Source organism: Trinickia sp. (assembly GCF_051953955.1).
In the GTDB taxonomy this organism is placed as follows: Bacteria; Pseudomonadota; Gammaproteobacteria; order Burkholderiales; family Burkholderiaceae; genus Trinickia.
Window position 1 is genome coordinate 25793 of the sequence record NZ_JBQCIF010000073.1, and the last position, 11732, is coordinate 37524.

An 11732-nucleotide genomic window follows, 5' to 3' on the forward strand; every position below is an offset into this window, starting at 1 on the left:
GATGATCGAGTTCGAACGGCATCCCATTGCCGGAACGCCCCGCGTGGGCGAATATTGGGCGGGGCAAGGCGGAATCTACGCAGGTATCATGCCCGACTATGAGGGTACCCAGCCCTATCATCTATTGCTCTCGGCCGACGAAGCCGTCGATGTCGAATGGGGCGGATATGCCCAGTCGGATTCATCGGCAAGAAGCGAAAGCAACGGCGCGGAAAATACCGACCATCTCCTGCAATGCGGTCACCGGCACCCCGCTGCCCGTTGGGCAGCCGACTACCAGAAGGACGGTCAGACGGATTTCTACCTCCCCTCCGAGCGTGAGCTTGCCATGGCCGCCGCCTCGTTGCCCGATCAGTTTTCGCGCTCGCAATGGTACTGGTCGAGCACGGAACATTCGCCCACCGAAGCGCGGGGCGCCAACTTCAACAGCATGCCGCTGAAGCAAACGTTCAAGTCCTATCTGTACGGGCACGCGCGCGCGGTGAGACGCATCTTCGTGTCCGAGCGCGACACGGTCACATCGTCCTAAAAATCGAGGAAACGCGTGATCGCAACCGCGATCACGCGAAGATCGCGACTCCGCTCAACCGTCCGCGCTCGACCGCGGCAACAAGAAAGGAGAACCCGCGACATGACCGAAACCGCAACGCAACGTCTAACCGTGGCCGACGCGCCCGCCATCGGCCAGTATTGGGAAGGGCAAGGCGGCATCTATGCGGGCATCGTGCCCGACTACGTCGGCACGCAGCCGCGCTTTTTGATCGTCGCGACGGACGAGGCGGCCGATCTGACGTGGGGTGGGTTCGGCTCGAACGAAACGGGGGCGCTCGATCGCGACAACGGCGCGATGAACACGGCGCTTTTGGCGGCCTGTCGTTCGTTCTCTCACGATCACGAGGCGGCGCGCTTCGCAGCGGAATACGAAAAAGACGGCCATCGGGATTTTTATCTGCCGGCCCAGCGGGAACTCGACGTCGCTTATCAAACGATCCCCGACCGATTCGATGCCAGCGATTGGTATTGGTCCAGTACCGAACAATCGAGCCTGATGGCCCACGGCCGCAATTTTGGCGACGTCGATCTGCCGCAACTGTTCAAGCAGATGAAAGCGCGCGCACGGCCCGTCCGTACGATACCGGTGGCAAACCAGGAAATCACCGCCTAAGGGATGCACGCCGCGCGAATGATCGCAGCAACGCTTCATCAACCCGAACTCATCAACGACGAGGTGCAACCTTGAGCGATACCTCCCACGGCGTACGGCTAGCCGACGCGCCGAAGCTCGGCGAATACTGGCGTGGTCAAGGCGGGCTTTACGCCGGCGTGATTCCCGACTACGAAGGAAACCACCCGCGCGTGCTGATCGTCGCCGACGATCAAGCGATCGATGTCCCCTGGGGCGGGTCCGGCGACGTGGAAAACGGCGCGCACGACCGCGCCGACGGCTATGCGAATACGCGCGCTCTCATCGATTGCAAGGTCGCATCGCACTTTCATCATGCGGCCCGCTTTGCATGGAGCTACGAGCAAGACGGCCACGACGACTTCCACCTGCCGTCGCAGCGCGAGCTCGATGCCCTCAACGTCACGATGCCGGATACGTTCGATCAGACGGATTGGTACTGGTCGAGCACCGAGCGTTCGTCAGCGATGGCGTGGGGCCGCAATTTCGGCGGAGCGACCATCGACACGATGCTCAAGCACATGCCGGGGCGCGCGCTGGCCGTGCGCAGCGTGCCCGTGATCGAAGACGCCCCGTGCACCGTCAGCGAATGCACGAGCGGCCCCGCGTAGCGCCGCTACCCCTAGCGCCTGCGCGCCGCAACCCGCGCGAACACGCGAGAAAGCGGCGCCCGCCGCGCCTATTGCTGCGCGGCCGGAATCATCCAAGTCAATACGTGCTGCTGCAAGAACACGAGCAAGCCGAGCAACAGCGTCAAGAACACGCTATGCCAGAACGTGCGCGCGAACACGAAACCCTCCTGGCCTTTGAGGTCGGTCGTCGAGACACCGGTCGCGATGTTCTGAGGCGAGATCATCTTGCCCATCACCCCACCCGAGGAATTCGTCGCGGCCATCAGCACCGGGTCCAGCCCCAACTGCCGGGCCGCGACCACCTGCAGATTGCCGAACAGCGCATTGCCCGACGTATCGCTGCCCGACAGGAACACGGCGATCCAGCCGAGCGAGGCGGAGACGAGCGGAAACAGCGCCCCCGTCGATGCCACGCCCATGCCGAGCGTATAGCTCATGCCCGAATAGTTGAGCAGATAGCCGAGCCCGACGATCATCATCACCGTCGCGATGGCGATGCGCGTTTGCCGCCACGTTACCGCGACGCACGAGAAAAATTCGCCGATTCCCATGCGCGACCACGCGGCCGTGACGATCGCCGCGAGCAGAATCGCCGTGCCCGTGCCGAGCGGCTGGAAGTCCCAGATCGCCGCATAAGACTTGTGATACAGCGAGACGTAGACCGCATTGTGCAGCCCCGGCCATTTGATCTTGGTGTCGCCGATCATCGCGATGCCGGCATGCACCCAAACGATGACGATGACCGACACGACGATCCACGGCACCCAGCCGCCCCACGCGGAACGCCCCCGCGGCGAATCCGCTCGCATCGAGGCCGCGCCGCTGCGCGCGATCGCGAACTGCACGTCGGGCGCGGGATGCCAAAACTTGAGGAATCCGATCGTCACGATCAGCGAAGTCAATGATGACAGGACGTCGGTGAGTTGATAGCCGAGGTAATTCGACGTCACGAACTGCGCGAGCGCGAAGCTGCCGCCCGAGACCAGCAGCGCCGGCCAGAGCCTGCCGATCGAGCGCACGCCCCCGTAGAAACCGATGACGTAAAACGGCAGCAACAGCGCGAAGAACGGCAACTGGCGGCCGACCATGGCGCCCAGCGTCGCGGCAGGCAGCGACGTCACGGCGCCGAGCACGGTAATCGGCACGCCCAACGCGCCGAACGCGACCGGCGCGGTGTTGAAGATCAGCGTGTACGTCAACGCTTCGAGCGCGGGAAAGCCGAGCGCGATCAATAGCGCGCTCGTGATCGCGACCGGCGTGCCGAAGCCGGCGATGCCTTCGAGCAAGCATCCGAACGAGAACGCCACGACCAGCAAAACGAGCCGCCGATCGTCGGGCAAGTTATCGAGCATCCATTGCCGAAATTGATCGAATCGCCCTGTCGTAACGGCAATGTTGTAGAGCAGCAGTGCATTGAATACGATCCACATCACCGGCACGAGCGCGAGCGCCATCCCCGCCGCGACGGCGTTGAAAGCGAGGCCGGCCGGCATGCCCCATACGGCGATCGCCACGATGAGGCCGACGATCAACCCGGCCAACGAAGCTTGCCACGCCGGGCGCCGCAAGACGCCGAGCATGATCAACGCCGCCGCGATCGGCAGTGCAGCGACGATGAACGAAAGTAAGAGGGAATGACCGACGGGGGTAAGCGGTTGCGCGAACAACGTTCCGGGTGGAAGCGCCACGGTAGGGTCCATGCTGTCTCCTTCGAATAGTCGTTATCGGACGGACATCGATACCCGTTGGCACAACCCGGTCCGCGGCATCGATCCGTCGGCGGGTTCCGGGCTAGCCTTCGATACTGCGGGCGGCCGCGTTGGCCACATGCGCGTCTTGCTCGGACTTGACGCCCGAAACACCGACCGCGCCTACTACGTGGCCGTCGACGACGACCGGCACGCCGCCCTCGAGCGTGCCTTTGATCAGCGGCGCGCTCAGGAATGCGTAACGCCCGCCGTTGATCATGTCTTCATAGGCTTTCGATTCGCGCCGGCCCAGCGCGGCGGTGCGCGCTTTTTCGGTGGCCATGTAAGCGCTGATCGGCGAGGCGCCGTCCAAGCGCGTCAGCGCGAGCGGGTGGCCGCCGTCGTCGACCAGCGCAATCGCCACGTTCCAGCCATGCTTGTGAGCTTCGGCGCGGGCGGTTTCGATGATCTTGTTCGCTTCGGCGAGCCCAAGTACGGGTTTCGTTTGCATCAATCAACTCTCCTGAAAGGTCGAAGGAAGTGCGACGCCGGTACGGCGCAGCGCGCCGTGCCCATTGTCGCAAGCTTGCGCTTGCCCGGAAGTTGCGTGAACGAATACCGAACATCTTACACGCGCTAGCCCAGCGCGAACTCGAGGGCCGCCATTGCATGAAGTTGCGTCGTGTCGAGCACCGGCAGCGGACTGTCCGCTTGCGTAATCAACAGTTCGATCTCCGTGCAGCCGAGCACGATCGCGCTCGCCCCCCGCTGCGCGAGCGAATCGATGATCCGCACATAGGCGCGGCGCGACGCCTCGTCGACGATCCCCGCGCAGAGCTCCTCGTAGATCACGCGATGAACGAGATCGCATTCGGGGCCAGACGGCACGATCATCCGCACGTCGAAATGCTCGCGCATGTAGTCGATGAGAAACGGCTCGCGCATGGTGAATCCCGTGCCGAGCAAACCGACGTCGCGCCATCCGTGGTCCACGCATGCGCGGCCGACCGGATCGCCGATATGAAGGAAAGGAATCGGCACGCTCCGCGCTATCTCGCGCGCCACCTTGTGCATCGTGTTCGTGCACAAGACGATGCAATCGGCCCCGCCCGCATGCAGCCGGCGCGCCGCGTCTTGCAAGATGTCCGCGGCGTCGCCCCATCGGCCCTCGTGCTGCGCCCGCTCGATGGGGCCGAAATCGACGCTGTGCATGAGGATCTGCGCCGAGCGCAAAGGACCCAACCGCGCTCTCGCCGCTTGATTCAGGATTCGATAGTATTCGGCGGAAGACTCCCAACTCATTCCGCCGATCAAGCCGATCGTTCGCATCGTTCCAGCCTCCACAAGGTTGTCGCCTAACGAACGAGGAGCATCTTCCGGCGGCGGCGGCACCGTCTATCAAGAAATTTCAAACGTGACTACGGATCGAGCCGATCGGATCGGCCGGCACGCGGACCAGCCCATTTCGTTGGCCGCCGGCCGGATGACGCTGCAGTTGTTGCCGCGTGCGCCGTACAGCGCGCACGATCCGGCTCATACGGGCTCGATCGGCGTCGCGCTCGAGCGCCAAACCGGCGTCCACTCGATCGGCTCGGACCGCCGCGAGCCGTTCGACCGCTGGCCGGGCACGCTCGCCGTGACGCCGCCCGGAATCGATATCTTCTCGGAATCGCCGACGGGCGGCGAATACGTCGTATTGCGGTGCGCCACCGCCATCGAGGCGACCGGCGGCGATGGCGGTGGCCACCACGAGCGCACGCGCATTTGCGTTTCCGGTGCCAGGGCAGCCTTCACCCTCGCGCGGGAAATCCGCCGCGCGCTACTCGCGCCGACGCTCGACGAGACTTCGATCGAAGACATGGCCTGGCGCCTGGCCGCATTGGGGGCGGCATCGGCCCATGATGCACCGCTGCGCGCCGGCCGTCGCGCTCATGTCGCCCGCGATGATGCCCGCCTCTATGCCGGCGCACTGGAACGGATCGCGGACGCGTTCGCACAACCGCTCGCCCTCGAGGAATTGGCCGCGATGACGAGCCAATCGCCACTCGCCTTCCTGCGCGGTTTCACCGCGGCTGTCGGTCTGACCCCGCACGCCTTTCTCACCGAGCGGCGCCTCCAAGCCGCGCGGCACCTGCTCGCCGATCCCGACCGGCCGCTGATCGACATCGCTCTGGCATGCGGCTTTTCTCATCAGTCGCACTTCGGCAACGCCTTCAAACGCACGTTCGGTTTGACCCCGGCGCAGTATCGGCGCCTGCGGCAAGGCCTCGCCTGAACGGTGTACCTGCCCACGTAGGAAAACGCTGACAGAGACAGCGGCGTGGACGACACCATGTTCCGCCGCCGCTGATTGGAGCGCGCAACGATATGAACAATACTTTCATCCGACGCATGCACTACGCCGCGATGTGAAAGCGGCCCGATTCCGGCGCATGCCATTCGTTTCCGGTGGCGGAGGATAAAGTGGACGACCGCGAAGTGCTCGAATCGATACGCGAGATCAACCTGTCGTATCTGATGCTTGCGCAGCACATGCTCAACGAGGATTACGCCGAGGGGTTGTTCAAGCTCGGCTTGTCCGCGCAAATGGCTGACTTGCTCCACATGCTCACGCCCGCGCAGACGATCAAGGTCGCGCAAGCCGACGACATCGTCTGTGATTTCCGCTTCGACGACGCTGAGATGTTGAAGGCACTGACGACCACCGAAAACGGCCTCGATGTGGCCGCCACGCACGCGGCGATTCTGCTCGCCGCCCAAAGCGCCCGCCAATTCGCCTAACCGAGCGAGAACAGCCATGCCGAAGACCAGCCTGATCGAAGAAGCTCACGAAGTCTCGCGCGCCGTTGCGCTGATCGAACTGGGCGCCCGCATGCAGGTGCTCGAGTCGGAACTCTCGCTGTCGCGCGAGCGCCTCATTCGCCTATACCGCGAAGTCAAATCCGAATCGCCGCCGAAGGGCATGCTGCCCTCGTCCGCGGACTGGTACATGACGTGGCAGGCCAACATCCACGCATCGCTCTTCTATCACACGTACGCCTTCCTCAAGCAGGAAGCGCGGTGCTCGCACGTCGATGCGCTGACGAAAGGCTATCGCCTCTACCGCGAGCATTGCACGAGCACCGGCCTCGACGTCCATCTGGATTTGACGCGCGCTTGGACACTCGTGCGGTTCTTCAACGGCGGCATTCTGGAGATGCACCAATGCTGCCGCTGCAAGGGCAAGTTCGTCTCGTACAAGCACGACCTGCCCCGCGCGAAGGCATGCGTCATGTGTCAGCCCCCCTCGCGCGCGGGCAAGAAGGCGAAGGCCCAGAGCGCGGCGCTGCACTGACTTCGCTGTCGCGCGCTCTTCCCGCCGCCACGCTGTCGAATCCTTCGATGCCAATGAGGCGCGCCGGCATGAGCACGAGCAAGGCGACCTACGCATAGGCCGGCGCCGGCGCGAGGAACTGCACGCCGACGAAACGCGGATAGCGAAGCAGCGCCAACTCGAGCATGGGCTGGGATCGCGCATCTCCCCGATTTTTCTCGTTCGCGAAGCCATCGCCAACGGACATCCGACCGCTGGGCGCTCGGGCCTGTACCAATTGATGTTTCGGCTTTACGCCCTTCATCAAGAAAATAATAGATAGACGAGTACGTTCATTCGACGGATGAGCCGGTGCGCTCGACTGCCTTACCTGCTCGATTTTCCGTCCATATTCGCTCGAGACAGTGATACGATACCGCCAGCGTATTTGTAATACAAAAAAGATGAATATGCGGTCGCGCACTCAACGCAGATGAAAATATCGCTGCGAATTATTGCGAGAAACGCATCGACATCATTCACTTGGACGACACAAAAAACGGGCTAAATGGCTGCACCATTCGACGAGACCGGCACGGGCGCGCCCTTGAACGCTGCCGACATCGAGCACGGGCAGCAGGTTACCGACGAAAGGCCCGAGGCATCTTCCTCACGAGCGAGAGAAAGACCGTCCGCGCTCGGCGCCGCGCAGGTCGACTTACAGCGGCTATTGCCTTCGCGCAGCAAGCGGCTGATGTTCGTGCCGCGTTCGGGCCTTGCCCGCACCACGTCGGATGCGAGCGCATCCGAGACAGCCTCGCATCGCGATCGCGCATCGCACGAGCAAGCGCTCGCCCATCGTCTTCATGCCGATCCCCTTCTCGGGCAGCGCCGCGCCGCACCCTCGCAGTCGGATGCGCTCCGTGACACCGCCTACGAGCAGCCGTTACCGCCCGTGGTTCGCCGTGTCGCGGTGCTCGGCATGAAAAGAACCGCCACCGCCGCGACGGCCGAGTGCTATGGCGTGTTCGTCTACGACGCCGACGGTGGCGAGCACCCTTTCATGCATTTCGACGACGCCGCGAGCGCCACATATGCCGCCTTGCGGATCGGCCAAACGTATCGGGTCGGTGTCGAGTTCAGCAACTTCAGCGATCCGAAGGCGCTTCGTCCGCTTCACGACTGACGCGCGGATCCCGCAAGCGCGATCAACACGGCAGACCGCGCAGCGGTCCTACCGCACCGGCTGCGATTGCCCAAAGCCGGGAATGCGCTTGATCGCCGCCTTCACCTGCTCGGGCGTAATGAGCCGCGTGCATTCGAATTGCCGCGGCGTGTCCTTATGGCGTGGACACCAAAAGAAGTCTTGATGGTCGAAGCGCTCGCGCACGTCGTTCCAGCAACAGTTGCACGCGTGATAGTTGAGGATGCGAAAGGGTGTCGCGAATTCGTTGATCTCGTGCGTGAAGCCGCTGATGAGGACCGTCGGGATGCCCGCCGCCCACGCGAGCCACGACAGGCCGCTCGATAGGCCGATGAAAAAGCTGGCGTGGCGCAGCCATCGCACGCGTTCCTGCAGCGGCCGATCACCTGTTTCGTCCTCGGCACCATGAGGAATGTGATTCCAAACGAAGCCGGCGCCGTGCGTGGGCTTTTGATCGATGCACACCACGCGGTAGCCGTGATCCATGAGAAAGGCGACGACCTCGCGCCAGCCCGTCGGATGATTCCAGTACTTCGCCTGCGTGGAGCTTTGCACGGCGATCGCGACGTAGGGTGCCTCGATCGGCCGGCGCTCGTCGACGAGCGCGAGGCGAGGCGCCTCCTCGGCCGTATCGACGCCGAGGAGGTATCCCGCGGTCCGATGCAGCCCGGCGAGGCGAAAGTCGCACGGTTGCCGCGCGAAGTCAGGATCGTCGAAGAACAACCCGAAGTTGTAGGTCGCGTAATACCGATCGGCGTGAACCTGCTCGTGCGTGATGAATTCGATGTGCGGGTACGCCGCGGCAAATAGGCCGATGAGCTTGTCCGACATCGCGCACGTGAGGCGACAGCCATGCTTGCGCTGGAACTTCACGGCGTAGGGCAGCCAACCGACGATATCGCCGATCGTGCCGACCGGGAACTGGATCAGGACCGGCCGATCTTCGGCGCAATAGTGATGGGTGAACGCGGGCGGTGCGGAGGGCGTCGCGTCGCGGCGCCAAACCTCGATCGAGACGCGCACGTAGTATTTCTTCGTGCTCATGACAAGGCCGGCGTCGAGTTCCGTCTCGAACAGGATGTTGTCGGTGTCGGCATCGCGCAGTCGCACGCGCCAACCGCCCGCCGGTACCGTGACGCGACAACCGTCGTTGAAATCGAAGCGGATGCCGTGCGGGCCGGATTGCGTGGCAACGGAGGCCGGCGGCGGGAAAGCGGGCTTCGGCGGCTGGGCGCGGGAGCTGAACGGAGCCGATGACGTGGCCGGCACGTCTGGCGCGCCGGTAGCCGGTGGCGGCGGCGGAACGGGTTGGGAGGTTTGGGTATCGCGCATCGCCTGACGTTTGAAAACAGCGGCCTCGGTCGGGGCAGTTTGCGGATTATGCGCGATTCGCTGAGGAGCGGAGCACATGCATCGCCCGATTCTTCGAGGCTATGCCGATCCGCGGTATGTCGGCGAGCTATACCACGTCGCCTGGCCGGTCCTGCCCCCTCCGAGGCGACTGGGGACAAGTGGAACGCTTCCCGTCGATATGCTCGTGTAGGTTCGGGGGAATTCGCTGCCACATCGGATCGAGGACAAAATCGATACCCTCGCGTCGCGCCTGTTTTGCTGCAGGTACGAAATCCGCGTCGCCGGCGATCAGGACAATCTGGTCGACCTGCTTCTTGAACGCTAACGATGACACGTCTAGGCCGATCCGCATGTCGACACCTTTCTGGCGGACGTCAACCGTCACGTCTTCTGGCGTGAGATCCGACATTTGCATCCTCCCCGCGAGCAAAAGGCCAACCTTGTCAGGTTTGATCGTCCACTGCGTCACGGCCGACAGGTGCCCTAGCCGAAGCGCCACTTTGCGCTTTCCCCTCAGATGCTCGTGAAGCTCCAAACGAAACGCCGCCTCCGGAGATTTGCCGAAGTCGATCGCCCTTTTACTGATCGGGTTGTGCATCTTCTTGTCCAACGGAGGGCAATCGTAGAAGAAAATTCGATACAGCTCGCGCCGCTCCTCTCGGGCCTCCCGCCGAGCGGCACCCTCGTCATTTCCGGCCCCGTTCCGGCGATTGGTTCTTGGAGTCAGATGTGCGCATGCCCATCGGAACGCACACTCCGCGGCACGACGCGCGTCATGGGCATTGCCCGGCTCGATCGAGCGAAAACGCTTTATGAAGAATGCCCCGTCAATCAGGATCGCTGTTGGCATGCGGGTCTCGTTTTCCGATCTCAGAACGCAAAAAAGCCCAAGGGCTCGGCGCGGCGCTGGATGATTGCGTCGGCGTACTGCCAAGGGCTGGATGCAGACGATAGTAACGGAAGATATTACTTTGTGCAAGGCTAAGCCTGGCATCGCCAACAACCACCGATTCAGTTGTAGTGCAAGAACGCACCTACACCTTTCAATGACCAGGACTCGGGCTGCCGCTCGCCAGGGCTCGGCGCACGACGTAGAGCGACCCAAACGGATCAAAGCTCTTTGGAAATGCGAAGGGGTTACGCAAACAGCACGTAACCCCTTGTCAGATATGGTGCGGCTGCAGGACTCGAACCCGCCACCTGATGATTACAAAGCTCCTGAAATCGCCAACACTTTCAATGTCTTATGGAAAACTCACGTTCCCAATCGTGCGAGGTATACCACGCCCTCAGCCTTATAAGGCGGGGCTTTCACCTCGATTGGAAACGTTTGTTCTCAGACGGCGATCTCGCATGTAAGGATCGGGGCAGCGCCCCCGGCGTCAGAATAGTTGTCGTGTCGTCTGAATCTTAGACGAGGTCCGGGGGCGGTAGAATCGGCATGAATGAAAGCCTACTCAGCAGAACGAAAAGAAGCCCTGGTGCGTCGCATGATGCCGCCGGAAAATGTGCCGGTATCGGCGCTAGCGCGAGAAACGGGGATCACCGAGCAAACGTTGTACGTGTGGCGCCGCGAGGCGAAAGGAAAGGGATTGGCCGTGCCTGGCGACGGGAAGAATGCCGAAGGATGGTCTTCGGAAGACAAGTTTGCCGTTGTATTGGAAACTGCCCCGCTGAACGCAGCGGAGCTGGCCGAGTATTGCCGGCGCAAGGGCCTGTATCCCGAGCAGATCGCCGCATGGCGAGCCTCGTGTGTGGCCGCCAACGCCAATGCTGCCGAGCAGGCGCGCGAGCAACGTCAGCAGTCCAAAGAAGACAAGCAGCGCATCAAGCAACTCGAGAGAGAGTTGCATCGCAAGGAGAAGGCACTGGCGGAAGCGGCGGCCCCGCCAAGCTTGCCTTCCTGCTCAGCTTTCACCCAGTTAGAAATCGACTGCGACGGCACGTCCAGCGTCGCAGCCACCGCCGCAACGCTCTGACCGGCTTTGACCAGCCGAACCGCTTCCAGCTTGAATTCGAGCGTGTAGCGCGCCCGCGTCGTCTTGCTCATCTTCTTGACTCTCCTTGCTTGAGTTTAAACGCTCAGCAAGGGATTCGTCTTGCGGGGGCAAGCTCAGGGCTCCGTGCCAGCGAGCACTAGAATCAGCTTCGAAGCTGCGAACCTCTCCCGCGCTTGATCGCGCCGCAGTTGCGGCGTCGTTTCCGTCGACGGCGCTCTTCCCTCGTGCATTCTGGACCGACTGTCGGCCGACACGCAGCGGCACCGATTCGCGAGACCGTAAGCATCCTTTGACCGATAGGTTAAAGTAGCGCGCTCGTGGGCAATTGACTGACGTTGAGAGAGCAACGTCTCACGCCCACGGGATCGGAGCTAACAATG

General features: G+C 62.7%; 12 protein-coding genes and 2 pseudogenes. 8 read left to right on the forward strand and 6 right to left on the reverse strand.

Annotation, left to right across the window (positions count from 1 at the left end; translation table 11 throughout):
• Position 1 precedes the first annotated feature (1 nt).
• From ACTHNZ_RS13570 to ACTHNZ_RS13580, 3 genes are all read left to right on the forward strand, one after another.
• Positions 2 to 529, forward strand: coding sequence for a hypothetical protein (locus tag ACTHNZ_RS13570; RefSeq protein ID WP_440543018.1), 528 nt, complete (start codon positions 2 to 4; stop codon positions 527 to 529).
• A gap of 102 nt (positions 530 to 631) precedes the next feature.
• Entirely contained in the window at positions 632 to 1165 is a 534-nt protein-coding gene (locus ACTHNZ_RS13575) for a hypothetical protein (protein ID WP_440543019.1), read from the forward strand.
• 71 nt (positions 1166 to 1236) lie between these two features.
• Entirely contained in the window at positions 1237 to 1794 is a 558-nt protein-coding gene (locus ACTHNZ_RS13580; RefSeq protein ID WP_440543020.1) for a hypothetical protein, read from the forward strand.
• 68 nt (positions 1795 to 1862) lie between these two features.
• Here the strand turns inward: ACTHNZ_RS13580 and ACTHNZ_RS13585 are convergent, their stop codons facing one another.
• The 3 genes from ACTHNZ_RS13585 to ACTHNZ_RS13595 all read right to left on the reverse strand — a co-directional run bounded on the left by ACTHNZ_RS13585 (position 1863) and on the right by ACTHNZ_RS13595 (position 4832).
• Positions 1863 to 3515, reverse strand: a complete 1653-nt coding sequence (locus tag ACTHNZ_RS13585) for an L-lactate permease (protein ID WP_440543021.1) — start codon at positions 3513 to 3515, stop codon at positions 1863 to 1865.
• A gap of 91 nt (positions 3516 to 3606) precedes the next feature.
• Positions 3607 to 4014 carry a heme-binding protein gene (locus tag ACTHNZ_RS13590; RefSeq protein ID WP_440543022.1) on the reverse strand — a complete coding sequence of 136 codons (408 nt, stop codon included), beginning with the start codon at positions 4012 to 4014 and terminating at the stop codon, positions 3607 to 3609.
• A gap of 125 nt (positions 4015 to 4139) precedes the next feature.
• Positions 4140 to 4832: an aspartate/glutamate racemase family protein gene (locus ACTHNZ_RS13595; protein ID WP_440543023.1), complete on the reverse strand. Its 693-nt coding sequence runs from the start codon at positions 4830 to 4832 to the stop codon at positions 4140 to 4142.
• A gap of 85 nt (positions 4833 to 4917) precedes the next feature.
• On the opposite strand from ACTHNZ_RS13595, the gene ACTHNZ_RS13600 reads away from it, so the two are divergent.
• The 4 genes from ACTHNZ_RS13600 to ACTHNZ_RS13615 all read left to right on the forward strand — a co-directional run bounded on the left by ACTHNZ_RS13600 (position 4918) and on the right by ACTHNZ_RS13615 (position 7981).
• Complete coding sequence (locus ACTHNZ_RS13600; protein ID WP_440543024.1) at positions 4918 to 5778, forward strand: helix-turn-helix transcriptional regulator; 861 nt, start codon at positions 4918 to 4920, stop codon at positions 5776 to 5778.
• Between the two features lie 188 nt (positions 5779 to 5966).
• Complete coding sequence (gene flhD, locus ACTHNZ_RS13605; RefSeq protein WP_440543025.1) at positions 5967 to 6284, forward strand: flagellar transcriptional regulator FlhD; 318 nt, start codon at positions 5967 to 5969, stop codon at positions 6282 to 6284.
• Positions 6285 to 6300: 16 nt separating this feature from the next.
• Positions 6301 to 6837 (forward strand): flagellar transcriptional regulator FlhC, encoded by a 537-nt coding sequence (gene flhC, locus ACTHNZ_RS13610; RefSeq protein ID WP_440543026.1) that lies wholly within the window; start codon positions 6301 to 6303, stop codon positions 6835 to 6837.
• Positions 6838 to 7363: 526 nt separating this feature from the next.
• On the forward strand, positions 7364 to 7981 hold the full coding sequence (locus ACTHNZ_RS13615) for a hypothetical protein (protein WP_440543027.1): 618 nt from the start codon (positions 7364 to 7366) through the stop codon (positions 7979 to 7981).
• Between the two features lie 48 nt (positions 7982 to 8029).
• Here ACTHNZ_RS13615 and ACTHNZ_RS13620 read toward each other — a convergent pair whose 3' ends face one another.
• Together ACTHNZ_RS13620 and ACTHNZ_RS13625 are read right to left on the reverse strand one after the other, a co-directional pair.
• A complete protein-coding gene (locus ACTHNZ_RS13620) occupies positions 8030 to 9331 on the reverse strand; it encodes an autotransporter strand-loop-strand O-heptosyltransferase (RefSeq protein WP_440543028.1) in 1302 nt (433 codons plus the stop codon).
• Positions 9332 to 9458: 127 nt separating this feature from the next.
• Positions 9459 to 10202: an NYN domain-containing protein gene (locus ACTHNZ_RS13625; RefSeq protein WP_440543029.1), complete on the reverse strand. Its 744-nt coding sequence runs from the start codon at positions 10200 to 10202 to the stop codon at positions 9459 to 9461.
• A gap of 595 nt (positions 10203 to 10797) precedes the next feature.
• Between ACTHNZ_RS13625 and ACTHNZ_RS13630 the strand changes: the two are divergent.
• Positions 10798 to 11238 (forward strand): annotated as a pseudogene (locus tag ACTHNZ_RS13630) (transposase); the annotation flags it as partial.
• Here ACTHNZ_RS13630 and ACTHNZ_RS13635 read toward each other — a convergent pair.
• A pseudogene (locus tag ACTHNZ_RS13635) lies at positions 11235 to 11402 on the reverse strand (transposase); the annotation flags it as partial. The pseudogenes ACTHNZ_RS13630 and ACTHNZ_RS13635 overlap by 4 nt on opposite strands.
• Positions 11403 to 11732: the final 330 nt, after the last annotated feature.